The following is a 22891-nucleotide window of genomic DNA, read 5'->3' on the forward strand; positions in this document are numbered from 1 at the left end:
GGAGCACACGGATGGCCACCACGGCTGGTCGGGTTGAGGACGGCATCGCACCCGACAGCATCCGGCTGCCCGGCATCGTGCTGGGGGTGGGACTCGGCGGATTCGTCGACGGCATCCTGCTGCACCAGCTCCTGCAGTGGCACCACATGCTCACCGGCACCGACCACGATCGCATCGGGGTGAAGTACTACTCCCCGCACACCGTCTCCGGCCTGGAGATGAACACGGTGTGGGACGGCATCTTCCACGCCGTGTGCTGGCTCGCCGTGCTGCTGGGCCTGGCCATCCTGTACTCCCGCGTCGCCCACGACCGACGCCGGGTGTGGGCCTCGCGTGTGCTGTGGGGATGGGTGCTGGCCGGCTGGGGCATGTTCAACCTCGTCGAAGGCGTACTGGACCACCACATCCTCGGAATCCACCATGTCCGCGGCGGCCCGTGGCAGCTCTGGTGGGACATCGGCTTCCTCGTCCTGGGCGCCCTGCTGCTCGCCGGGGGCTATCTGCTCCAGCGCGGCGGCCGGCCTCTTGACCCCGAGGCTCCCGATGCCTCCGGGCGTGCGGGGCGGCCCGCCTGATGAGCGGATACCTTCACACCGGACACCTTCACACCGGACACCGCCACGGCGCGGGCAGCGGCACCCTGGAGGTACTGCTGCCCGCGCTCGTGCTGCTGCTGATCGCCGTCGGCTACCTCCTGCTGGCCCACCGAGCCCAGCGCGCCCATCCGGCTCGGGGCCGGGGGCGGTGGCGTACGGTGAGCTTCCTGACCGGCCTCGCCCTGCTGGCCGCGGGGCTGCTCCCGCCGCTGGCGCCGTTCGCGCACGAGGACTTCCGCGGCCATATGGCCCAGCACATGCTCCTCGGCATGTACGGTCCCCTGGCGCTCGTGCTGGGCGCGCCCGTCACCCTCGTGCTGCGTGCCCTGCCCGCCGTCCGTGGCCGCCGGCTGACCTCCGTACTGCGCAGCCGGCCCGCCGGAGTGCTCACCCACTGGAGCACGGCCGTGTTGCTGAGCACGGGAAGCCTGGCGGTGCTCTACCTCACGCCGCTGTCCGCCATGGCCATGCGCGGGCCCCTGCCCCACTGGCTGCTGCACGCCCATTTCCTGCTCTCGGGCTGCCTGTTCGCCTACGTCATCGCCGGCCCCGACCCCGCCCCGCGGCGGCCCGCGGTGCGCACACGGCTGGTCGTCCTCGGGATCGCCATCGCCGCCCATGCCACGATCGCGCAGCTGATGTACGGCGGCTTCCTCCCCGGCATCCGCGCCCCCGCCGCCGAGGTCCAAGGTGGCGCGGAGATCATGTACTACGGCGGCGACATCGCCGAACTCCTCCTCGCCGCCGCCCTCGTCGCCACGTGGCGTCCCGACCGTCGCCACGCTGCCACGCGCCCCCGGATGCGTGGCATCCGGGGGCACGGGAGGAGCGCCATGGCTCGGCGACCGCGGTCGCCGACGCTCCTTCAGGGGTCAGCCGCGGCTGACGATGTTGGTGCAGGTGGGGGTGACGTTGATGTCACCGGTCGGAGCGGCTCCGCCGACCTGAGTGTTGGCGCCGGTGGCGGCGTCACAGTCGTTGCTCTGGAAAATGAAGCCGCTGAAGCCACCGAGGCCGGCGGCGGCGGCGCCGGAGCCGGAGCCGGTGCCGTAGGCGGCGGCGCCGCCGGCTCCGACGAGCACCGCCGTGGCGGCCGCCGCGGTCAGAAACGCTGCCTTCTTCGCAATGCGCATGTGATTCCTCCGGATGAGTCGCTGCGAGGGAACTGACGATCAGATTTAACGTAGAAAGTGCATCAGTGACCGGGGAAACGCGCCGGAGGTTAACTCGTCCGGCGCACCTGATGTGGTCCGTCCGGGCCACCGTCGCCACGCAGTCACGTGCCCCCGGACGCGTGCGTCCGGGGGCACGGGAGGAGCGCCATGGCTTGGCGACCGCGGTCGCCGACGCTCCTTCAGCGGTCAGCCGCTGATGAAGTTGGTGCAGGCGGGGGTGATGTTGATGTCGCCGGTCGGGCCGTCCGCGCCGACCTGAGTGTTGTCGCCGGTGCGGGCGTCACACGTGTTGGTCTGGTGTACGAAGCCGCCGAAGCCACCGAGGCCGTTGCCACCGTAGGCGGCGGCGCCGCCGGCTCCGACGAGCACCGCCGTGGCGGCCGCCGCGGTCAAAAACGCTGCCTTCTTCGCAATGCGCATGTGATTCCTCCGGATGAGTCGTTGCGAGGGAACTGACGATCAGATTTAACGAAGGAGGCGCGCCAGCAATCGGGGAACCGCGCCGGAGGTTAACTCGTCCGGCGCACCTGATGTGGTCCGTCCGGCAGGGCAGCCGGTTACCGTGGATCAAGGGAGCGGCATCGAAGGGTCTGTCGTGAGGATCGTCGTCATCGGTGGTACCGGCCTGGTCGGTCCGCACTCGTGCGCACACTGGGCGAACAGGGCCATGACGCGATCCCGGCGTCACCCCGCACGGCTGTCAATACGCTCACCGGCGAGGGCCTTGCCGAAGTGCGCCAGGGCGCACAGGTCCTGGTCGATGTGGCGAATTCACCCTCGTTCGCGGACGACGCGGTGATGGAATTGTTCCGAACCTCGACTACGAATCTCCTCCGAGCCGGGGCCGAGGCGGAACTCGGACACCATGTCGGCGCTCCGCTCCAGAAGCGCACCCTCCTGCCCGGGGACGGGGCGCGGCTGTACGACACCCGCCTCGCTGACTGGCTCGCGCAGACTCCGCCAGGGAGGCAGCCCGAACGCTGAGTTGCACGACCGTGCCGGTGGTGATGGTCTGAAGAAGCCGCGCTTCGCCCTCGCCGGAAGGGGTGGACCAGGATGGCGCACCCGGTGCTCGTCGTCGGCATGGGTGGTTCACTGCGGACCACCTCGACCAGCCTCGCGGCACTGCGGGTGGCGATCGAGGGGGCCGCCGCAGCGGGCGCCGAAACGGATGTGATCGACCTGGGCGGGCTGGATCTGCCGCTCTACACGCCCGAGCACAGGATCCCGCCGGCCGCCCGCTCCCTGGCCGACATCACCTATGGGGCCGATGCCCTGCTGTGGAGCAGCCCCACGTACCACGGGTCGGTCAGCGGCGCGTTCAAGAACGCGGTGGACTGGCTCACCCTCCTCGCCGACCGTGACCCGCCCTACCTCAGTAACAAGCCCGTCGGCATGCTGACCACCGCCGGAGGGGTACAGGGCCTGCAGACGATCAACTCGATGGAGTTCATCGTCCGGGCGCTGCGCGGCTGGTCCGTCCCGCTGGTCATCGCCGTACCGCGAGCGAGCCGGGCGTTCGACCCCGAGGCGAACCTCACGGATCCATCGGTCGGCGCACAGCTGCGCGGGCTGGGAGCGGAGGTGACGCGGGCGGCGCTGCAGTTCCGGGCCGAGGGCACCTGTGACTACGCGGAGGGACGGCTGCACGACGGCGTCCTGGGCGCGAGGTGATGCCGAGCCGCCGGCCGGTGCTACCGGTCCGGTACGACCGCTCCGGACAGTAAGGCCGGGGCCGTACCACGGGGCACTCCCTTTCATTTTCGTGGCCGGCCGCCGATTCGTCCGCTCGGCGGCACCTGCCACGCCGCGTACCCCGTATCCGCACGTCAAGCGGGCTACCCCCTGGACGGTCCCCGCCGTCCCGCGTGGCAGGCTGTGCACTCGTATGTCCTGCATCATCCGAGGAGACGTGCCACGTGCCGCCGCAGAATCAGCCACCGGAGCTTCCAGCCGTTCCGGCTGTCCTCGCCGAGGAACGCCGGCTCCGTAAGGATCTCGGCTTCTGGGGCCTGACCGCGATCGGGTTCTCCAACATCCTGGGGTCGGGCTGGCTGTTCGCGGCCATGTACGCCGCCCAGGCCGCCGGACCCGCCGCCCTGCTGTCCTGGGTCGCCGCGGGTGTGTTGTGCGCCCTGGTCGCGCTGGTCATGGTGGAGCTCGGGGCCACCCGTCCGGAGGGCGGAGGCACCGTACGCTGGCCGCTGTACGCCAGCGGGCGGCTGGTCGGCACGATGGTCGGGTGGTCCGTCGTGCTCTCGGTCGGCGGTACGGCGGCGGAGATCAGCGCGATCATGGAGTACGCCGCGCACTACCTGCCCGGGCTGTACCACGGCGACACCCTCACCGCCTCGGGCCTCGGGGTGGCCGTCGGGCTGAGCGTCCTGCTGACGGCGCTCAACTGGTTCGCCGTGCGGATGTTCGCCCGGCTGAACAACCTGATCTCGGTGTTCAAGGTCGTCATCCCGGTCGTCACGGTCGTCGCCCTGTTCCTCTCGGGCACACACTCCGGGCGCCTCACCGACCACGGCGGCTTCGCACCGTACGGCTACGCGGCCTGCCTGACCGCGCTCGCCGGCGGCGGCATCGTGTACTCCGTCAACGGTTTCCAGGCCCCGCTCGACTTCTCCGGAGAGGCGCGCAACCCGCGCCGTAACGTGCCGGCCGCGGTGCTCACCGCGATCGGTCTGGCCGTGCTTCTCTATCTCGGGCTCCAGCTGGCTTTTCTGTTCACCGTGCCCGAGTCCCTGCTGAGCCACGGCTGGAAGGGCGTCAACTTCGATTCGCCGTTCGGCGAGCTGGCCCTGATTCTCAATCTGCACTGGCTGGCCACGCTGCTCTACGCCGACGCGGTGATCTCCCCGGGCGGTTCCGCCTATGTGGGGGTGGCGATCAACGCCCGGCATACGTACGCCCTGGCCAAGAACGGCCTGCTGCCCCGCTTCTTCATGCGGATCGATCCCCGGTCCGGCGTGGCGCACCGGGCGCTGCTGCTCAATCTGGTGGTCATCATCGTCTTCATGCTGCCGTTCGGTGGCTGGCAGGACATCGTGAGCGTGATGGGCGACATGTATCTGCTCATCTACGCGGCCTCGGCGGTCGCCGTCGCGGCGTTCCGGGCACACGACCGGGAGCGGGGAGCGCCACGCTCGGAAGGCCAGGTGCCGGGGGTGCGCTGGATCGCACCGATCAGCTTCGTGGTGGCCACCGAGTTCGTCTTCTGGTCCGGCTGGCACGACTTGCGGCTCGCGCTGCCGCTCGTGCTGGCCGGTGTCCCGCTGTTCCTGATACTGCAGCGGCGTGGCACCGAGGGCCGTCCGGCGCTCGACGAGCTGCGGCACGGCGCCTGGCTGGTGTTCCATCTGACCGCGCTGACCCTGCTGTCGTGGCTGGGCACCTTCGGCGGTTCCGGCCGGCTGCCGGCGCCGTACGACTCGGTGGCGGTGGGAGCCCTCTCGCTCGCGGTGTTCGTGTGGGCGGTGCGCTCGGGCGCCGACCACCTCAGGACGGCTCCGGCCGGGGCGACCTCGGGCCCGCCGGTCTGACCTCGGGCCCGCCGGTCTGACCACGGGCCCGCCGGTCTGACCTCGGGCCCGCCAAGGGGGGAAGGTGAGCGTGTGTCATTTTCCCGCGTCCGAACTCTTGTGGGACGCGACTCCCTTCATTACTTTCCGGTAAGCGGCGTCCAGCCGCCCCGCCCCGCTCCATGGGCAGAGCCGTGATGACGACGACAGTCCCGCCACCTCGAATGGAGTGACCATGCCTGTCCGTGCAGCCTGGCGTACCCGGCGCGTACTGTCGGCGTCCCTAGCCGTGGCACTGGCCGTGACCGGTGCCACGGCGGTGAGCGCCTCCGCGCGGCCGACGGCCGCCGGGCTGCGGGAGGTGATGTTCGTGGGCAACAACTGGGACGGCACCGCCGACGTCATCAAGTCCAGCGGTGACCTCGCCAGGATCGGCCGGATCAACGTCATACCGGACAAGCGGCAGCGCCTGACGGAGATCTACCTCAACCCCGTCAAGCTCGCCTTCTTCCTGGGCATCCGGCAGGGACCGGGAGAAGGACACGACCAGTTCGTCGACGACATGTACTCCACCCCGGACGGTTCGGACATCGTCGTCTCCCGGCCGAGCTTCGCCGATGTGGTGTCCATCGATCTGGCCACGGGGAAGCTCAACTGGCGTTTCCCCGTATCGGGATTCCGCTCGGACCACATGGCGGTATCGCCCGACGGCAAGCGGGTCGCGGTCTCGGCGTCGACGTCCAACACGGTGCATGTCCTCGACATCGAGACGGGAAAGCAGCTCGGATCGTTCGCCACCGGGGACAAGCCCCATGAGAACGTCTTCACCGATGGCGGCAGGTATCTGTGGAACATGTCGATCGGGGAGGTCAACACCGCACTGGACGACCCGTCGTGGGACTGGACGAAGGGCGACCGGCGCATCACCGTGGTCGACGCGAACACCTACCAGCAGGTCAAGGTCATCGACATGCGCGAGCGGCTCGACGCCTTCGGCCGCAAGGACCTCTCCGACGCCGTCCGGCCCGTCGCCTTCACCCCCGATGGGTCGAAGCTGTACTTCCAGGTCTCGTTCTTCAACGGCTTCCTGGAGTACGACGTGGCCACAGACAAGATCACCCGTGCTAAGACCCTTCCGAAGAACCCGGCCACCAGCGAGGACCGCACCACCTGGGTCAACGACTCCCGCCACCACGGTCTGTCGATGAGCCCGGAAGGCACCAAGGTGTGCGTCGCCGGGACGATGGACGACTACGCCACGATCGTCGACCGGGCCTCGTTCCAGGAGGGCCCCCTGGTGCCGGCCTCGAAGCCGTACTGGGCGACGGTGAGCGGCGACGGCACGTCCTGTGTCGTCTCCGAGAGCGGTGCCGACCAGGTCACCGCGATCGACTTCAAGACAGGCAAGAAGACCGCGTCCGTATCGGTCGGCGATCACCCGCAGCGCGTGCGCATCGGCCAGGTGGCGGCGGACTGGACCGGGCCGACGGCCCCGTAGACACCCGTCAGCGATGCGGCGGCCGGAATGGCCGTCCCGGGCGCCTCGCCGGGCTGCGGGGCGACGCCGGCGGTGGTGGATACGTCGGCGGCGGCGAAGGGCGCTGTGGCCCGTCCGCCCTCGCGCCCATCGGTCCGGAGACTGTCCATCGTGGTCACCTCAATCGCCCTGGCACGGTTGCGGCTGGGCTCTGAGACGCCTTCGTAGCGCCGTGCGGCCTGCCGGACTTCTGGGATCCGTGTGTACAGCGACGCTATGAAGGAACGCGGACACGGTTTCCGACCATTCGATGGTGCGGTTCCCCTGGTCGGCACGTAACTCGAACGGCCGAGTCGCCGACTCGCGCCCGCGACGCGCTCCTCGCCGGGGCCGGCGCCGAGCGGCCGCCGTGTACGACGACGCCGGCAGGAGCCTGAACCGGGGCGGCGGGCTGACACCGCGGTTGTGACCTGTGCGGACGGGAGCCATCGTGGAAACACCCGGTCCGCGGAGAAAGGCACCCGATGACCGATCTCAAGGACGTGGTCCGGATCGCCGCCGCCGATCACAACCTGGCGGTCGTGGCCACCACCCGTGCCGACGGCTCGATCCAGGCGTCGGTGGTCAATGCCGGGATCATCGACCATCCCGTGACCGACGAACCGGTGGTCGCCTTTGTCACCTATGGCCCCACCAAACTCGCCCACCTGCGGGCACGACCGCGTACCGCCCTCACGTTCCGCGCCGGGTGGAACTGGGCCACCGTCGAGGGCCGGGCCGAGATCGCGGGCCCCGACGACCCGTACGACGGCATCGACGGCGAGCGCCTGCGGCGGCTGCTGCGTGAGATCTTCACCGCCGCGGGCGGCACCCAGGACGACTGGGGGGCCTATGACCGCGCGATGGCCGAAGAGCGCCGTGCCGCCGTCTTCGTCCACCCTGAGCGTGTGTATGGCAACTGACACCGGGGGCCGCCGACAGGAAAGATCGAGCACAGCGAGGAGCACTGGCATGGCTGAACGCCCCGCACCCGCGCCCGTGGACCGGCCCGCCCTCAAACGGCGCCTGGGCCGCACGGGCGTATGGCTCGCCTCGCTGTCCACGGCGGCGGCGGACGAGGAGCGGCGCGCCGCCGCCGCGATCGAGGACCTCGGCTACCGGACCCTGTGGTTCGTGGAGTTCCCCAACGGAAAGGAGTCGCTGACCCATGCGGCGCTCCTGCTCTCCGCAAGCCGGCAGATGATGATCGCAACCGGCATCGCCAACATCTATGGCCGTGACGCCACCGCCGCGGCCAACGGCGCCAACACACTCGCCGAGGCGTGGCAGAGCCGTTTCGTGTTGGGCCTCGGTGTCAGCCACAGCCCGTTGGTGACCAGCCGCGGACACGACTACAGCAAGCCGGTGTCCACCATGCGGGCCTACCTCGACGCCATGGACGCCACGCCCTACGACGCTCCGTTGCCCGAGCAGGTGCCGCGTGTGCTCGCGGCGCTGCGCACCAACATGCTGAAGCTCGCCGCCACGCGGGCCCAGGGCGCCCACACCTACTTCGTCACGCCCGAACACACCCGCAGGGCCCGGGAGACCCTGGGCCCCGATCCCCTCCTCGCCCCCGAGCAGGCCGTGGTGGTCGACACCGACCCCGAGCGGGCCCGGGCCACCGCCCGCGCGTACGCGTCCTTGTATCTCACCCTGCCCAACTATCTGAACAGCCTGCGCGAGCTGGGCTTCTCGGACTCCGACTTCAAGAACGGAGGCAGCGACGAGCTCATCGACGCGGTCGTCCCCTGGGGCGACCCGGAGAAGCTGGGTGAGCACATCCGGGCGCACTACGGGGCCGGCGCCGACCACGTCTGCGTACAACCCCTCGCGCGGACACTCGACCAGCAGCTGGAGGACCTGCGTCGGCTGGCCCCGGTCCTCCTGGTCTGACGAGCCTGAGCCGCCGTCAGCGCCCGCGTTCTTCACCGGCGAGGGGTAGCGGCCCGGCCCCGGGATGCCGAGCGCAGCCGCCGAGCACCCCAGCAGGGCCGCGTCTTCATAGCCGCCCGACTGGGCCCAGAGCCCGGCGGAGGCGTGGACGGACACCGCACCGGCCATCGTGCCGGCGGCCGCGGTTCCGGCGGCGGGGGGCTGTGTCTGCGGCTGTACGACACGCTCCGGGCCCGGGAACGCGAGACCATCCCGACGTGGGCCTCCTGGACATCCGCATGCCCGAGCTGGACGGCCTGGAGGCCACCCGGCTGCTGGCCGGGCCCGGTGTCCAGGACCCCATGAACGTCCTGATCGCCACCACCTTCGACCTCGACGCCTACGTCTACGAGACACTGCGCAAGGACGCCTGCGGCTTCCTTCTCAAAGACGGCGCTCCCGGCCCGCTCACCGAGGCGGTGCGGGCCGCGGCGGCGGACGGCCCCCCAGCGCGGCCGTACGGCCACGTCCGAGGCCCGTCCGGTGCACACCGCGAAAGGGCGGCACAGACCGCTCGAGCCGCTGACCCGGCGCGAACTCGACGTGGTACTTGGTCGCCCGCGGCCGCACCCATGAGGAACTGGCCGCCGGGCTCTACGTCACCCTGTCCACGGTCAAGACCACCTCGGCAGCGTGCAGCGCGAAGTCGCCGCCCGCCACCGTGCCGAAATCGCCGCCTGAGCTGGGGAGAACGGAATCTGCACCGGTGACCGGGGCTGACGGCCGGTGGGGTGTTTCCTAGTCCCGCTCTCCTTCGGCTTGCGACGGAGTCGTCCTCAGGAAGTCCGGGTGACCGGCGTCCTTTTCGTCGTCCCGCTCCCCTTCGGCTTGGGAGGGGGTCGTCCTCAGAAAGTCAGGGTGAGGGGTTTCCTTGCGCTCGCCGGTGTCCCGCTTGTCTGCGGCCCGGGAGGGGGTTGGCTCAGTCATGGAAGGCCTCCGCTCGCTGTCACGCGGCCCTGCCCCCGCTGGTGCCGATTGTACTCGGGCAGGTCCCGGCCTTCACCGCTGGTCGCTGTGTGTACGCGGCCTTCGCACAGAGTGGCGAGTCCGCCCGGCGGCCGGCCGGCCGTCATACCTGGGCCGCCGCCGCCTGCGCCTTGGCGATGAGCAGGTCCATGAGCGCGAGCAGCGCGCCGCGGACATCGTCATGGGAGCGGGCGTCGAGCATGAGGATGGGCGTGTCCGGATTGCCCAGGTGCAGAGCGGCCCTGATCTCCTCGGCGGTGTACAACTGCTCGCCGTTGAAGCAGTTGGCGCCGACGACGAAGGGCAGCCCGCGGTTCTCGAAGAAGTCCACGGCCGCGAAGCTGCGGTCCAGGCGGCGGGTGTCGACCAGCACGATCGCTCCCAGCGCCCCGTTCAGCAGGTCGTCCCACATGAACCAGAAGCGTTCCTGGCCCGGGGTGCCGAACAGATAGAGGACGACTCCGGCGTCGCTGAGGGTGATACGGCCGAAGTCCATCGCGACGGTGGTCGCCGTCTTGGCCTCGATGCCGTCCAGATCGTCGACCCCGGCACCCGCGGCCGTCAGTCGTTCCTCGGTGCGCAGTGGCTCGATCTCGGAGATCGCTTCGACCAGGGTCGTCTTGCCGACGCCGAATCCCCCGGCGATCAAGATCTTGACGGGGGACTCTTCCTGGGGAGCGTTGTCATATGCGGGCAAGGCTGTCCCTGATTCTCATGAGCAGTTGGACATTGGAGGTCTCGGCCGCTTCCAGGGGCGGCCGGTGGTGGACCAGACCGCGGTCCGCGAGTTCGCCGAGCAGGACCGCCATCGGGGTGAGGCGCATCCCCATACGGGCGGCGATCTCGGCGACCGCGCGCCCGTTGGGCGGCCGGCACATGTCGAGGATGGCCTGCCACTCGGTGGACAGGCTGCTCTGGTCGTCCGCGGCGTCCGTCGCCGTGATCATCGTGTCCATGGTCAGCGCCGCGCGGGGGGCGGCCGTACGCCCATCGGTGAGGGCGTACAGCCGCGGTCGGCGGGGCCTTCCGGGCGCCGGATCGTCCGCCATTACTGCTTGGGGCTCCGAGCGCGCTCGGGGGTGCCCAGCCACTCACCGAGCGCCTGGGAGGCCCGTACCGCCTCGCCACCCAGCTCCCCGAGCCGCGCCTTGCGGGAGGTCACCACGATGAGCGTGCTGCCCTCCCCGCATCCGACGATGCACAGGTACATGTCCTCCATCTCCACCAGCTGGCGGATCACCCGGCCGCCGCCGATCTCGCGGGAGATCGCTTTCATGGTGGCGGCGATACCGGAGGACGCCGCGGCCACTCGCTCCGCCTGATCCCGTTCCAGCAAGTAGGCGCTGAGCTTGATCCCGTCGTTGGACAGGAGCACCGCTCCCTCGATGCCGGCGATTCTGCTCAGGTTGTTGTCCAGGATGCTGTAGATCGCATCGTTAGGCGTCGTCATGGCTGATCCCGTCGGAGCTCTGCTTCTACTTTTTCCGTGCCGTCTTCGTAGTCCGCCCAGGCGTCGGCCACTTCCTCCGGCGTCGCGGTGTCCTCGCCCATGTGGTGCACCGCGCGCGGCTCGCGGAGCTGCTCGGCCAAGTGGCTCTGCGGTACGCGCTCGGGCAGGGGCGGCCGGGAGGGGCGGTCCGCCGGCTTCGCCTGGTCCGCCTTTGTCTTGGTGCGCTGCCGGCGGGGCAGCTTGGTCCCGGTGGGAGCGGGGCCCGCCGGGGCCGCGGAGCGGACGGGCTTGCTCTCGTGCTCGGGCTTGCTCTCGTGCTCGGGCTTGCTCTCGTGCTCGGGCTTGCTCTCGTGCTCGGGCTCGCTCTCGTGCTCGGGCTCGCTCTCCTCAGGGCGCCGTGGTGCGGGGGGTGTGGGCGCCGGCTCGGGGGCCGCCGGCTGCTCGGTCTTGACGAGGTGTTCCTCGGGGATGACGACGACGGCTGAGGTACCGCCGAACACCGAGCGGCGCAGGGTGACTTTGGCCCCGAGCTGGTCGGCGAGGTGGCCGACCACAAAGAGGCCCAGGCGGTGGGCGTTCTCCGCCAGGACGGCGTACGACGCGGAGTGCAGCCGCCCGTTCATCTCCTCGTAGCGCTCGGGAGCCACCCGAGGACCGCGGTCCTCGACCTCCACCGACAACCCGTCGGACACCAGCTCGGACCGGATGATGACCTTCGAGGCCGGCGGGGAGAACCGGGTGGCGTTGTCCAGCAGCTCCGCGAGGAGGTGGCTGATCTGGCTGATGACCCGCGGCTCCACGCTGACCTCGTCCATGGCGTGCCGGTCGATGCGCCGGAAGTCCTCGACCTCCGAGGCGGCCTCGCGCAGCAGATCGGCCACGCGCATGGGCTCGGTGTGCGGATCCGGGATCTCGCCACCCGCCAGGATGAGCAGGTTCTCGATCTGCCGCCGCATGCCGACGGTCAGCTGGTCGGACCTCATCAGCTGTGCCAGGAGCGCCTCGTCGTGGCCGAAGGTGTCCTGGAGGTCCTCGGTGAGGCTCAGCTGACGGCTGACCAGGTTGCCGGTACGGGAGGCGATGCCCGCGGCGAACATGCCGAAGCCCTGGCGCTCGTCCGCCAGCTGCCGGTGCCCGTCGATGGACACGGCGACGGCGCGCGCGAACGCGTCGCTGATGCGCCCGACCTCGTCCCGCTCACCCCGGGGTTCGGGGAGCGTGCCGACATCGACGGGGCGGCCCTGCTGCAAGCGTGACACCACGTCCGGCAGCGTCTGCTCGGCGATGGTGACGGTGTTCTTGTGCAGCCTGTCCATGCGGCGCAGCACGGTGCGGGTGGTGAAGACGACGACGGCCACGACGACGAGGAGCGCGACCGCGCTGCCCCCGATCAGCCAGGCGACCTGTTCGTCCAGCTGGTCGGCCTTGGCGTCGGCGTCCGTGAGTACCTCGTCCAGCTCCACGACGTTGAGATTGTCCAACTCCGCGGCGAAGGTGTGGTAGACGACCGGCCAACTCTCGACCTGCTGGGGAAGCTCTACGCCGGTGCGGGTGTCCTGGTGGTCGGAGATGACCGCGCTCTCGATGCGGGTCTTGGTCTTCCACGCGTCCGAGTCGATGATTGCCCGGAGGAACTTTTGGTCCTCGTCGGGCAGATACGGGACGATCCAGGTGCCGTAGAAGAAGCTGTGGGCACCGATGGCGTTGGTGAACGCGCCGAAAGCGGAGCGGGTCAGCTGCTTGCCCGGACCGGCGGTGGAGAGAATCGTGTCCTCCTGCGCCAGCACCTCCGACGCCGAGAACATCGCCACCACCGGGCGGGCCGCCCGTGTGAGCTCGGCGTCATCCATGTGACTGAGCGCTTCGTACACCCGGATGATGTGGCCGATCGTGCCCGTGTAGTAGCCGATGGTGCGGTCCACACCGCCGCGACGGGCGTCCGCGCGCTCCCGGTAGGCATCCAGGTCGTCCAGGCGGTCCTCCACCATGTGCAGATGGTCGTCCGCCTGCCCGGACTTCCGCAGGCCGTGGTCGGCGGCCCGGTGGAACGCGGCCTCGGCCCGGTCGGTGGCCGCGCGCTTGGCCCGCAGTTCCGCCCGTGAGACCGCAGACCCCGCCCAGCTGGCGGCCGTCGTCGCGCGCTCGCGCTGCATCGCGACCATGAGCTTGTACAAAGGTTTACCCGCGAGCTGGCCGGCCGCCACCTGGGCACGGAGATTCGCCGACTGCTGCATCAAGCGGTCCGCGGAGACGGCGACCTGGAGGCCCATCGCGACGGTCGGCACCACCGCGAGCCAGATGAGCAGGGTGCGAAGCCGCACGACGCGCTGTCGGCCGGTTCTCGGAGGCCGTGGGGCCTCTGGGTCGGTGGAAGTCATCAGTCCTCGTGGGCGGAGGGGGCGGGGCGAACCAACGGCCGGGCCCGGCGGCCTGCCTGGGAGAGCAGGGGACGTCGGTCCGGCTCATGGGCTATCAGAGGGACGCCGATCATAACCAGCGGCGACGGAAAAGGGAGACGTTGCTGAAACGATCAAGGCATGGTAGACGAGGGAACGCGATCCCCACCCGCGGTCCACTCTGGCCGATGAACGCGGAGGCCCCCGTTGAACCTGACGGTCAGTCGAGCAGCCCGAGCTGCCCCGCGGCCCGGATGGCCAGCCAGACCTCCGCGAAGGCGCTGGTGGCGGACAGATCGCGGCCGGTGAGCTCGCTGAAGCGGCGCAGCCGGTAGGTGAGCGTGTTGGGGTGGACGTGGAGGGCCGCGGCGGCCTCGTCCGTACGGCGGTCGCGCTCCATCCAGGTGCGCACCGAGGGCAGCAGCCGCGAGCCATGCCCGGCGTCATAGCGCAGCGCCTCGCCCAGCACATGCTCCACGAGGGCATGGAGCGCGGTGGGGTCGTCGGGCAGCCAGCGGCCGGTGACATCGTCGCCGTACCGGACGAGGGCGCTGCCGGACGCGGCGGCGTGGGAGGCCGCCCACAGGGCCTCGCGCTGCGCCAGCCGCAGCGAGGCGCCGGGGCTGAAGGGGCGGCTCATCCCGGCGGCGACGCCGGGGAGGGCCGCGATGGCGTCGCCGAGGCTCGGCGAGCCGAGAAGGTAGCGGTCCTCGCCGCGGTTGAGCAGCAGACACGGCTCGTCCTCCAGGGCGCGCAGGACGGCGTCCTCGGTTACGCCCCGGACCACCGCCAGGACCGTCTCGCCCTTGATGGAGTGGCGCAGCAGGTGGCGCCGCGCGACGGCCGGGTCGAGGGCGCCCTGCAGCAGCTCGGCGAGGATCTCCGCGCCCTCGCGCCGCAGGGTCTCCCGTTCGGTGCGGACCATGGCCAGCTGGAGAGCGGCCACCGTGGCGATGTGCTGCACCACGGCCAGGCCCGCCGGGCGGGCGCCCTCGCGCTCGAAGGCGATGAGGAAGCCCGCCGTGCCACCGGGGGAGGGGACCGGGAGGGCGAACCCGCCGGGGATGGTCGGCGGGGCGTCCGCCGAGCCGGGGATCACGGACGCGTCGGGCGCGGGCACGCCGGGCAGCAGGGGGCGGCCCTGGGTGGTGCACAGATAGATGTCGTACCCGGACAGCTTCTCCAGGCGGTTGAACAGCGTCGCGGTGTCCAGGTTCTCCGAGGTCAGCCAGCGCAGCGCGCCGAAGACCTGGAGCTGCGCGCCGAGCCGGTGGCGGGCGTCCTCCTGGACGGCGGCGGCGACCTCCTGCGCCACCGCGATGAACGGCACGGCCAGCGGGACCTGGAGTACCGGCATCCCCCGCTCCTCGGCGGCGTCGAAGAACGCCTGGCGCAGCGGGGGCATGTGCAGCTGGGCGGAGACGGCGAGCGCGGTGACGCCGGCGTCGTCGAGCCGCTCCAGATAGGTCCGCTGTCCGGCGGCCGATCGCGGCATCGCGATCCCGGTCGTCATGATCATCTCGGCGCCGAGCAACCAGGGGGTGGGGTCGTCCAGCTCGCTGACATGGGCCCAGGAAACGGAACGGTGCAGGCCGGCGGAGCCCGCGAGCAGGCGAAGCTGCAGTGCCGGGGAGGAGAGCAGGTCTCCGACGGTCACCCGCTGCTCTTTGTTGTTCGCCACAAAGACAGCGTAGCTCTTTGTGTGCAAAACGATTGTCGTGTGGGACCCCCGCTGTGCACACTCGGCCGACCGGACCCGCTCCGGCGCATGTGAGAAGGGACTGCACCACCATGACCGAACCCCGAGGACCCGTCGATTCCTCCCGGGTCCCCCGCTTCGCCGGACCTGCCACCTTCGCCCGGCTGCCGCGTCTGGACGAGGTGGCCCGCGCCGACGTGGCGGTGGTCGGTGTCCCGTTCGACGCCGGTGTCTCCTACCGGCCCGGCGCCCGCTTCGGGCCGTCGGCGGTCCGCGAGGCCAGCCGGCTGCTGCGCCCCTATCACCCGGGCCTGGACGTGTCGCCGTTCGCCACCCAGCAGGTGGCCGACGCCGGTGACATCGCCGTCAATCCCTTCAACATCAACGAGGCCATCGAGACCATCGAGGACGCCGCCGGCAGCCTGCAGACCGAGGGCACCCGCCTGGTCACCATCGGTGGCGACCACACCATCGCGCTCCCGCTGCTGCGGGCGGCCGCGAGACGCCACGGCCCGGTCGCGGTGCTGCACTTCGACGCGCACCTGGACACCTGGGACACCTACTTCGGCGCGGAGTACACGCACGGCACGCCCTTCCGGCGGGCCGTGGAGGAGGGCATCCTCGACACCTCCGCCCTCTCGCATGTCGGTACCCGGGGTCCGCTGTACGGAAAGAAGGACCTCACCGACGACGAGAAGCTGGGCTTCGGCATCGTCACCTCCGCCGACGTCTACCGGCGCGGCGCCGACGAGGTCGCCGACCAGCTGCGCCAGCGCATCGGGGACCGCCCGCTGTACATCTCCATCGACATCGACTGCCTCGACCCGGCCCACGCCCCCGGCACCGGCACCCCCGAGGCGGGCGGCCTGACCTCGCGAGAGCTCCTGGAGATCCTGCGCGGGCTGGCTGGGTGCCATCTGATCGGCGCGGACGTCGTGGAGGTCGCTCCCGCGTACGACCACGCCGAGATCACCTCGGTCGCGGCCTCCCACGTCGCCTACGACCTGATCAGCCTGCTCGCCCTCCAGGAGGACCCCAGATGACGGACTCCCCAGCCCTGACCGAAGTCGAACAGTACGGTGTGGAGCGCATTCCCGACGCTGATCGCACCGCGACCCCCCTGGACCTGTTCCGGGTCGCCTTCGGCGGTGCCAACACCTTCGCCACGTGTGTGCTCGGGGCCTTCCCGATCCTGTTCGGGCTGTCCTTCTGGCAGGGCCTCGCGGCGACCGTGCTCGGTCTGGTGGCCGGCTCGCTGATCCTCGCCCCGCTGGCGGTGTTCGGCCCGCGCAACGGCACCAACAACGCGGTCTCGTCCTCGGCACACCTGGGTGTGCACGGGCGGATCGTCGGCTCCTTCCTTTCGCTCCTCACGGCCATCGCGTTCTTCTCGATCTCGGTGTGGTCCTCCGGCGACGCGCTCGTCGGCGGCGCGCACCGGCTGATGGACGTACCGCAGAACGACGGCGTGTTCGCGATCGCCTACGGCGTCTTCGCGCTGCTGGTGCTGGTCGTGTGCGTCTACGGCTTCCGCTTCATGCTCTTCGTGAACAAGATCGCGGTGGTGGCGGCCTCGACGCTGTTCGTCCTCGGCTTCTTCGCCTTCGCCGGCGACTTCGACCCCGGCTACCAGGGTGCGTTCGCCTCGGTGTCCACGACGGGGTTCTGGCCCGCGTTCATCGGCTCGGCGCTGATCGTGCTGTCCAACCCGGTGTCCTTCGGCGCCTTCCTCGGCGACTGGGCCCGCTACATCCCGGCCGAGACCCCGCGCCGCAAGGTCATCACGGCGGCGTTCGCCTCGCAGATCGCCACCATCCTGCCGTTCTTCTTCGGCCTGGCCACCGCCTCGATCATCGCCAAGAAGGCGGCCCCGTACATGGAGGCGACCGCCCCGAACTACGTCGGTGGCCTGCTGGCCATCGCGCCCGGCTGGTACTTCCTTCCGGTGTGCCTGCTCGCGCTCATCGGCGGCCTGTCCACCGGCACCACCTCGCTCTACGGCACCGGCCTGGACTTCTCCAGTGTGTTCACCAAGTTCAGCCGGGTGCAGGCGACGCTGTTCGTCGGAGTGCTCTCCACCGGGTTCATCTTCCTCGGCCGCTTCGCCGCCAACCTGTCCCAGTCCATCACCACCTTCGCGACGCTGATCATCACCTGCACCGCCCCCTGGATGGTGATCATGGTGCTCGGCTTCGTCACCCGGCGGGGCTGGTACGACCCGGACTCCCTCCAGGTGTTCAACCGGCGCCAGCGCGGCGGCCGCTACTGGTTCGAGCACGGCTGGAACTGGCGCGGCCTGGGCGCCTGGCTGACCTCGGCGGTGTTCGCCCTGCTGTTCGTCAACGTTCCCGGGCAGTTCGTCGGTCCGCTCGGCAACCTGGCCGACGGCGTCGACCTCTCGCTGCCGGTGGGCATCGGCATCGCGGCGCTGGTCTACATGGCGCTGCTGTGGCTCTTCCCCGAGCCGCGTGAGGTCTACGGCCCCGAGGGGCCGCGCTGGGTCCGTGCCTCGGACGCGCCCGTGCCGCCGATCACCACGGAGGCCGGCGCGCCCGTGCCCGCGGTGGCGGAAGGGGTGTGAGGCAGCGGTGCGCCTCGTCGACCTCTCCGTGGAGATCGCCACCGGGATGCCGGTGTACCCGGGTGATCCTCAGGTGGCCGTCGCCCCGGCGCTCAGCGTCACCGCCGAGGGTGTGAACGTCCTGCACCTCGACATGGGCTCGCAGTCCGGCACCCATGTCGACGCGCCGTTCCACATCGACGACGCCCTGCCGACCCTCGACCAGCTGCCCCTGGAGCGCTTCTGGGGCGAGGCCGTCGTGATCGACGCCCGCGGCGCGCGGTCCCGCGCGCCGCTCGGGCCCTCCCTCTTCGAGGGCCGCCTGCGGCCCGGGGCGATCGTGCTCGTGGCCACCGGCTGGTCGCTCTACTGGGGCACGGACGACTACCTCGACCACCCGTATCTGACCCGGGAAGCCGCCGAATTCCTGGTCGCCGCCGGGGTCCGCACCATCGGCATCGACGCGCTGAGCGTCGATCCCACCCCCGCCGACGACTTCCCCGCCCACCGGGTCCTGTGCGGCGCCCACGCCGTCATCGCCGAGAACCTCACCGGTCTCGCCCCGCTGCTCGCGGCGCAGGCGGTGGGAGAGCCCATCGAGGTCTCCCTGCTGCCGCTGCGACTGCCCGCCGCCGACGGCGCGCCCGTACGGGCCGTCGCCCGTGTCGGCTGAACCACCCGACCCCGCAAGGAGCACCACCCATGAACGACGAGGTCCTCAAGGCCGCCGACGCCCTTGTGTCCGCGTTCGGCGAAGGCCGCCTCGACGACTACTTCGCGGCGTTCGCGCCCGACGCGACGTTCGTCTTCTACGCCATCCCCGAACGCCTCACCTCCACCGCGGCCTACCGGGCCCTGTGGAACCGATGGGTCACCGAGGACGACTTCCGCGTCGTCTCCTGCATCTCCACCGACCGGCTGGTCCAGCTCCTGGGCGACACCGCCGTGTTCAGCCACCAGGTGGAGACCACGGTCGCCACCACGGCCGGTGAGGAGACCCTTCACGAGCGCGAGACGATCATCTTCCACCGCCAGGTCACCGGCCGCTGGCTGGCCGTGCACGAACACCTCTCGGCAGCGGCCGGGGCCTGACCCTCGAGTGGCGTGAGGCCACGCGTCGCCGGACGACAAACGCAATCGGACATGCCATCGGCGCGGAGCGCGGCGGTGCAGGGAACCAATGAGGACATCAGCGATGAGCGAGCTTCGAGAGCTGCGCAACTACATCAACGGCAGTTACGTCGACGCGGCCGACGGACGCCGCCTGGATGTGATCAACCCCGTCACGGGCGAGGTGTACGCGCACTCGCCCCTCTCGGGCGCCGCCGACGTGGACGCGGCGATGGCCGCCGCCGAAGCGGCCTTCCCCGCCTGGCGGGACTCCACGCCGTCCACCCGGCAGAAGCTGCTGCTGAGGATCGCCGACGCCGTGGAGACCCGGGCCGAGGAGATCGCGGAGGCGGAGTGCCGTAACACCGGCAAGCCGCGCGCCCTGACCCTCACCGAGGAGGTCGCCGTGATCGTCGACCAGATCCGGTTCTTCGCCGGGGCCGCGCGTTCGCTGGAGGGACGGTCGGCGGGCGAGTACATGGACGGCCTGACGTCTATCATCCGGCGCGAGCCGATCGGTGTGTGCGCGCAGGTCGCACCGTGGAACTACCCGCTGATGATGGGGGTGTGGAAGTTCGCCCCGGCGATCGCCGCGGGCAACACGGTCGTCCTGAAGCCGTCCGACACCACCCCGGCGTCCACCGTGCTGCTCGCTGGGATCATCGGCGACATCGTGAAGGACATGGGCCTTCCGGCCGGCATCTTCAACGTGGTGTGCGGCGACCGTGAGACCGGCCGGCTGATGGTCGAGCACCCCACCCCGGCGATGGCCGCCATCACCGGTTCGGTCCGGGCGGGCATGCAGGTCGCCCAGTCCGCGTCGAAGGACCTCAAGCGCGTCCACCTCGAACTGGGCGGCAAGGCCCCTGCGGTGGTGTTCGAGGACGCCGACATCGCCGCGGCGGTCGAGGGCATCTCGCTCGGCGGCTTCTTCAACGCGGGCCAGGACTGCACGGCGGCCACGCGGGTGCTGGTCCACGAGTCGATCCACGACGAGTTCGTCGCGGCGCTGGCCGAGGCGGCGGCCGAGGCGAAGACCGGCGGGGACATCGACGACGAGGACGCCCTCTTCGGCCCGCTCAACAACGCCAACCAGCTCGCCCAGGTCTCCGGCTTCATCGAGCGGCTGCCCGAGCACGCGAAGGTCGAGGCGGGCGGTCACCGGGTCGGCGAGCGCGGCTACTTCTACGCCGCGACGGTCGTCTCCGGCCTCAAGCAGGACGACGAGATCATCCAGAACGAGGTCTTCGGCCCGGTCATCACCGTCCAGTCCTTCACCGACGAGGACCAGGCCGTCGCCTACGCCAACGGGGTGGAGTTCGCGCTCGCCTCGTCCGTGTGGACGAAGGACCACGCCCGGGCCATGCGGATGTCCAAGGCCCTGGACTTCGGCTGCGTATGGATCAACACCCATATGGCCCTCGCCGCCGAAATGCCGCACGGCGGCTACAAGAAGTCCGGCTACGGCAAGGACCTCTCGGCGTACGGCTTCGAGGACTACACCCGGATCAAGCACGTCATGACGGCCCTGTGAGAGCCGCGCCCGGGGGCTGGACCCCGGGCGCGCCCCGCTGAAGGATGGCGGGGTGAGAGCTGATGACGGCGCCGGCCGCACGGAGGGGTTCGAGGTGGCGACCGGCGATGGTGGGCTCCCGGCTGGGAGCCCCCGGGACCGGGAGACCGCCGTGCGGTCGGCGTTCGAGGGGTTGCGGCAGATCCGGCGGCTGATGAACACCGGGACCGCGGCCCCGCACGAGGTGCCCGCCGCGTGGGAGCGCCACCGGCCGGTGCGCGCCGTGGCCCTCGCCCTGGAGGCGGCGGGCATCCCGCCGTCCGCCGTCGGTACGGACGGCGGCCGCGTCGCGACCGGCTACCGCGTGCGGGCGGCCGATCAGGCCGGGGCGGTGCGCGTCGACTGGCTGGGCCCGCCGGGAAGCGGTGCCGCCTACGCGGCACAGGACGAGCTGAGCAAGTGCGCGGCCGTGCTGCGCCGCCTGGGGTGGGAGGCACTGGAGTACCGGGGGCCCCGCGGCCGCCGGTACCTCGAGGTCGAGCCCGCCGTCTGACCGAGCTCATGGCCGGCCGGGAACCGGGGGCGGACGGCCGCCGCGGGCGGATTCCCACGGCGGCCACCAGGTGGGCCGGCCCCGCTAGCCCGCCGTCCAGCGCTGGTCGTCCCGGTCCTCGGCCGACCGCAGTTCCAAGGAGCTGCCCGGGGAGTCGTCGTCCGGGGTGAGAGCGAAGTCGGGAGCGATGAAGGGGCGTATCGCCCCGTCGCGGTCGACCACGAATCCCAGGTTCTGGCCGTTGTCCCCGTCGGCTGAGGAGCACGGCCAGATGCCGACGCCCCGGTCGCTGGCCCCGCGGGAGTCCAGACAGAAGTCGGGGTCGGCCGCCGTGCGCAGGAGGCCGCGGGAATCCAGCCGCCACCGCTGTGTGTCCGCCCCCGTGCACGGCGCCGTGATGACGTCCGTGCGCTTCTCCAGCCGCCCGTCGCGGATGTCAAGACACAGCCCGGTGGCGGAGTTGACCACCGCCGTGTAGCCGTCGCCCGGAACCGGGACGGGAGTCGGCGGGCTGGTGCTCGGGGGAGCGGAGGTGGGAGGCGTCGGGGTGGGCGGAGCCTCCGTGGCGCGGCCGGGGGGTGACGGGCGCGGTGGCTTCTTCGGCGGCGTGGGGGAGGCGCTCGGCGGCGGGGCGGAGCCGGTGGGCGGGGCCGCGGTGGGCGTCGGCGCAAGTGTGTGGGCACGGTCGCCGGCCGGGGTCATGCCGCCGGAGTCGGACGCCAGCACGACGACGGTCGTGGTCACCGCGGTCACCGCGGCCATCACCACCAGTCCGACCGCCGCGGACGGCCAGGACACCGTCCAGGTACCGCGTCGCCACGTACCGTCGGATCCCAGACCCGCCGGTCCGTCCGCGGCAGCGCGGGAGGACGGGAGCGGGGCGAGCACGGGGCCCGTGGACGCGGACGTGTCCGGCCGCTCCGCCGCCGTGTGGGGCCGTGCCATGGCCTCCGCCGTGGGGAGCTCGCGCACCGGGCCCGCCATGACGTAGGCCGCTCCAGCCCACCCCAGGAGTCCGTCCGCGATCACGGTCCGTGGATCCTCGCCCATCCGCACCAGGTCGCTGAACACCCCGGCGCACGACGGGCATCCGGCCAGATGCCGGTCCAGGTCGTCGCTGTGGCGGGCGGCGCCCGGGCGTACCGCCGCTTCGATGATGCCGCGGAACCCCCGGCACATCGGGTCGCCGCCGCGCTCGAGATGGGTCCGCAGCCACGCCTCGCGCAGCGCACCTTGTGCCGTGCCCCCGAGGGTCTCGACGGTGTGCGGCGCGGTGCCCAGGTGGGTGGCCACCGTGGCGGTGGGCTCGTCGTCCACCACCCCGTACCACAGGACGCCGCGGGTGCGCGCCGACAGCGTCAGGAAGCCGCCGAGCATGGCCGAGCGCTCCTCCGGACGTGGCCGCCCGGGGCCGTCGCCCAGGGTGATGCCCGAGCCGTCGAGCCACTGGGCGAACCCGGGATCCAGCCTCTCCCGCCGGCCACCCGCCGCCCATGTGGCGCCCACCCGCTGGACGAGCAGCATCAGATGGTGGCGCCACGGCCCCAAGGGGTCGATTCCGCGGCACGTCTCCTGTGCGGCGAGGCCGAAGGACAACTCGGCGAGCTGATTCCCGTCGGTCTGGTTCCGCCCGCAGAGCCGGGCGTAGGACAGCACCCAGGGAAGGTGGCGGGCCCGCAGTTCCTGTGTGGCGGGGAGGGCGGTCGGTGCCCCGGCGCGGATCCGCTCGGTGAGTTCCGCGTCGGACAGTTGGGCGTACGGCCGCTTCTCCGCGGCGGCCCCCGGCTCGGTCCCATGCTGGTCGGACACCCTCGCGACTCCTCGTTCACATTCGTACCCGGCCGCCCGCCCACAACTGGCACGGCAGCCGACAGTGGCGGCCGGCGACCGACCGGTGC

23 protein-coding genes and 2 pseudogenes are annotated in these 22891 nt (G+C 71.0%); 15 read left to right on the forward strand and 10 right to left on the reverse strand.

Annotated elements, in window-relative coordinates; all coding sequences use genetic code 11:
- Positions 1–11 precede the first annotated feature (11 nt).
- Both ABZU99_RS09290 and ABZU99_RS09295 read left to right on the forward strand, forming a co-directional pair.
- Complete coding sequence (locus tag ABZU99_RS09290) at positions 12–575, forward strand: DUF2243 domain-containing protein (RefSeq protein WP_356049528.1); 564 nt, start codon at positions 12–14, stop codon at positions 573–575.
- Positions 575–1765, forward strand: coding sequence for a cytochrome c oxidase assembly protein (locus ABZU99_RS09295; RefSeq protein WP_356049530.1), 1191 nt, complete (start codon positions 575–577; stop codon positions 1763–1765). Before ABZU99_RS09290 ends, ABZU99_RS09295 begins: the two co-directional genes overlap by 1 nt.
- Positions 1766–1957: 192 nt before the next feature.
- Here ABZU99_RS09295 and ABZU99_RS09300 read toward each other — a convergent pair whose 3' ends face one another.
- Positions 1958–2191: a hypothetical protein gene (locus ABZU99_RS09300; RefSeq protein ID WP_355942031.1), complete on the reverse strand. Its 234-nt coding sequence runs from the start codon at positions 2189–2191 to the stop codon at positions 1958–1960.
- A gap of 175 nt (positions 2192–2366) precedes the next feature.
- On the opposite strand from ABZU99_RS09300, the pseudogene ABZU99_RS09305 reads away from it, so the two are divergent.
- The 4 genes and pseudogenes from ABZU99_RS09305 to ABZU99_RS09320 form a co-directional block, all read left to right on the forward strand.
- Positions 2367–2641 (forward strand): annotated as a pseudogene (locus ABZU99_RS09305) (NAD-dependent epimerase/dehydratase family protein); the annotation flags it as partial.
- A gap of 186 nt (positions 2642–2827) precedes the next feature.
- Positions 2828–3445 carry an NAD(P)H-dependent oxidoreductase gene (locus ABZU99_RS09310; protein ID WP_355942029.1) on the forward strand — a complete coding sequence of 206 codons (618 nt, stop codon included), beginning with the start codon at positions 2828–2830 and terminating at the stop codon, positions 3443–3445.
- Between the two features lie 245 nt (positions 3446–3690).
- Positions 3691–5316: an APC family permease gene (locus ABZU99_RS09315; RefSeq protein WP_355942026.1), complete on the forward strand. Its 1626-nt coding sequence runs from the start codon at positions 3691–3693 to the stop codon at positions 5314–5316.
- A 214-nt stretch (positions 5317–5530) separates the two neighbouring features.
- A complete protein-coding gene (locus ABZU99_RS09320; RefSeq protein ID WP_355942023.1) occupies positions 5531–6793 on the forward strand; it encodes a YncE family protein in 1263 nt (420 codons plus the stop codon).
- On the opposite strand, the gene ABZU99_RS09325 is transcribed toward ABZU99_RS09320, so the two are convergent.
- Positions 6730–6942 carry a hypothetical protein gene (locus ABZU99_RS09325; RefSeq protein ID WP_356049533.1) on the reverse strand — a complete coding sequence of 71 codons (213 nt, stop codon included), beginning with the start codon at positions 6940–6942 and terminating at the stop codon, positions 6730–6732. The genes ABZU99_RS09320 and ABZU99_RS09325 overlap by 64 nt on opposite strands.
- A gap of 354 nt (positions 6943–7296) precedes the next feature.
- Here ABZU99_RS09325 and ABZU99_RS09330 point away from each other — a divergent pair, with 354 nt between their 5' ends.
- Together ABZU99_RS09330 and ABZU99_RS09335 are read left to right on the forward strand one after the other, a co-directional pair.
- Positions 7297–7734: a TIGR03618 family F420-dependent PPOX class oxidoreductase gene (locus tag ABZU99_RS09330; protein WP_356049535.1), complete on the forward strand. Its 438-nt coding sequence runs from the start codon at positions 7297–7299 to the stop codon at positions 7732–7734.
- A gap of 49 nt (positions 7735–7783) precedes the next feature.
- Positions 7784–8707 carry a TIGR03620 family F420-dependent LLM class oxidoreductase gene (locus ABZU99_RS09335; protein ID WP_355942017.1) on the forward strand — a complete coding sequence of 308 codons (924 nt, stop codon included), beginning with the start codon at positions 7784–7786 and terminating at the stop codon, positions 8705–8707.
- Positions 8708–8752: 45 nt separating this feature from the next.
- Here ABZU99_RS09335 and ABZU99_RS09340 read toward each other — a convergent pair.
- Positions 8753–8905, reverse strand: a pseudogene (locus ABZU99_RS09340) (RpiR family transcriptional regulator); the annotation flags it as partial.
- 80 nt (positions 8906–8985) lie between these two features.
- On the opposite strand from ABZU99_RS09340, the gene ABZU99_RS09345 reads away from it, so the two are divergent.
- Positions 8986–9456 (forward strand): hypothetical protein, encoded by a 471-nt coding sequence (locus tag ABZU99_RS09345; RefSeq protein ID WP_356049545.1) that lies wholly within the window; start codon positions 8986–8988, stop codon positions 9454–9456.
- Positions 9457–9484: 28 nt separating this feature from the next.
- Here ABZU99_RS09345 and ABZU99_RS09350 read toward each other — a convergent pair whose 3' ends face one another.
- From ABZU99_RS09350 to ABZU99_RS09375, 6 genes are all read right to left on the reverse strand, one after another.
- Positions 9485–9673, reverse strand: coding sequence for a hypothetical protein (locus tag ABZU99_RS09350; RefSeq protein ID WP_355942330.1), 189 nt, complete (start codon positions 9671–9673; stop codon positions 9485–9487).
- Between the two features lie 142 nt (positions 9674–9815).
- Positions 9816–10409: an ATP/GTP-binding protein gene (locus ABZU99_RS09355; protein ID WP_355942014.1), complete on the reverse strand. Its 594-nt coding sequence runs from the start codon at positions 10407–10409 to the stop codon at positions 9816–9818.
- Positions 10396–10761 (reverse strand): DUF742 domain-containing protein, encoded by a 366-nt coding sequence (locus tag ABZU99_RS09360; protein WP_355942012.1) that lies wholly within the window; start codon positions 10759–10761, stop codon positions 10396–10398. Before ABZU99_RS09360 ends, ABZU99_RS09355 begins: the two co-directional genes overlap by 14 nt.
- Entirely contained in the window at positions 10761–11162 is a 402-nt protein-coding gene (locus ABZU99_RS09365; RefSeq protein WP_355942009.1) for a roadblock/LC7 domain-containing protein, read from the reverse strand. The genes ABZU99_RS09360 and ABZU99_RS09365 overlap by 1 nt, the downstream gene beginning before the upstream one ends.
- The gene (locus ABZU99_RS09370) at positions 11159–13483 is read right to left on the reverse strand and encodes a nitrate- and nitrite sensing domain-containing protein (RefSeq protein WP_355942006.1); all 2325 of its coding nucleotides are present in this window, start codon (positions 13481–13483) and stop codon (positions 11159–11161) included. The genes ABZU99_RS09365 and ABZU99_RS09370 overlap by 4 nt, the downstream gene beginning before the upstream one ends.
- 295 nt (positions 13484–13778) lie before the next feature.
- Positions 13779–15239 (reverse strand): PucR family transcriptional regulator, encoded by a 1461-nt coding sequence (locus ABZU99_RS09375; RefSeq protein WP_355942003.1) that lies wholly within the window; start codon positions 15237–15239, stop codon positions 13779–13781.
- A 110-nt stretch (positions 15240–15349) separates the two neighbouring features.
- Here ABZU99_RS09375 and speB point away from each other — a divergent pair, with 110 nt between their 5' ends.
- The 6 genes from speB to ABZU99_RS09405 all read left to right on the forward strand — a co-directional run bounded on the left by speB (position 15350) and on the right by ABZU99_RS09405 (position 20993).
- Positions 15350–16300, forward strand: coding sequence for an agmatinase (gene speB / locus ABZU99_RS09380; RefSeq protein WP_355942000.1), 951 nt, complete (start codon positions 15350–15352; stop codon positions 16298–16300).
- Complete coding sequence (locus ABZU99_RS09385) at positions 16297–17838, forward strand: cytosine permease (protein ID WP_355941997.1); 1542 nt, start codon at positions 16297–16299, stop codon at positions 17836–17838. The genes speB and ABZU99_RS09385 overlap by 4 nt, the downstream gene beginning before the upstream one ends.
- A gap of 7 nt (positions 17839–17845) precedes the next feature.
- Positions 17846–18490, forward strand: coding sequence for a cyclase family protein (locus ABZU99_RS09390; RefSeq protein ID WP_356049787.1), 645 nt, complete (start codon positions 17846–17848; stop codon positions 18488–18490).
- A 29-nt stretch (positions 18491–18519) separates the two neighbouring features.
- Positions 18520–18909, forward strand: a complete 390-nt coding sequence (locus tag ABZU99_RS09395) for a nuclear transport factor 2 family protein (protein ID WP_355941991.1) — start codon at positions 18520–18522, stop codon at positions 18907–18909.
- 103 nt (positions 18910–19012) lie between these two features.
- Positions 19013–20461, forward strand: coding sequence for a gamma-aminobutyraldehyde dehydrogenase (locus tag ABZU99_RS09400; RefSeq protein WP_355941988.1), 1449 nt, complete (start codon positions 19013–19015; stop codon positions 20459–20461).
- Between the two features lie 52 nt (positions 20462–20513).
- Positions 20514–20993 carry a hypothetical protein gene (locus ABZU99_RS09405; protein ID WP_355941985.1) on the forward strand — a complete coding sequence of 160 codons (480 nt, stop codon included), beginning with the start codon at positions 20514–20516 and terminating at the stop codon, positions 20991–20993.
- Between the two features lie 84 nt (positions 20994–21077).
- Here ABZU99_RS09405 and ABZU99_RS09410 read toward each other — a convergent pair whose 3' ends face one another.
- Positions 21078–22802 (reverse strand): RICIN domain-containing protein, encoded by a 1725-nt coding sequence (locus ABZU99_RS09410; RefSeq protein ID WP_356049784.1) that lies wholly within the window; start codon positions 22800–22802, stop codon positions 21078–21080.
- Positions 22803–22891: the final 89 nt, after the last annotated feature.

This window comes from Streptomyces sp. NPDC005266 (assembly GCF_040607655.1).
Classification (GTDB): domain Bacteria; phylum Actinomycetota; class Actinomycetes; order Streptomycetales; family Streptomycetaceae; genus Streptomyces.